The following is a 552-nucleotide window of genomic DNA, read 5'->3' as shown; positions in this document are numbered from 1 at the left end:
CCTGTGGTAGGAGAGCGTTCTGTAGGCCTGCGAAGGCAGATTGTGAAGTCTGCTGGAGGTATCAGAAGTGCGAATGCTGACATGAGTAGCGATAAAGGGGGTGAAAAGCCCCCTCGCCGTAAGTCCAAGGTTTCCTGCGCAACGTTCATCGGCGCAGGGTGAGTCGGCCCCTAAGGCGAGGCAGAGATGCGTAGCTGATGGGAAGCTGGTTAATATTCCAGCACCGTCGTAGAATGCGATGGGGGGACGGATGGCAGAAGGTCATCGGGGTGTTGGATGTCCCCGTTGTTGCACTGTAGAAGGCGCTTAGGCAAATCCGGGCGCGGAATTCAAGGGTGTGACTGGATAGGACTTCGGTCCTAAACTGATTGGAAGCTGTTCCAAGAAAAGCCTCTAAGCTTCAGTTCTACGAGACCGTACCGCAAACCGACACAGGTGGACGGGATGAATATTCCAAGGCGCTTGAGAGAACTCAGGAGAAGGAACTCGGCAAATTAATACCGTAACTTCGGGAGAAGGTATACCCCGGTAGTGTGAAGGGCTCGCGCCCTG

General features: G+C 54.5%; 1 rRNA gene. It reads left to right on the top strand.

The features are described 5' to 3' along the window. A 23S ribosomal RNA gene (locus tag EKL30_RS18760) occupies positions 1–552 on the top strand; the annotation flags it as partial.

It is taken from the genome of Candidimonas sp. SYP-B2681, assembly GCF_003971065.1.
Classification (GTDB): domain Bacteria; phylum Pseudomonadota; class Gammaproteobacteria; order Burkholderiales; family Burkholderiaceae_B; genus Pollutimonas.
This window is presented reverse-complemented; position numbering and strand designations above follow the sequence as displayed.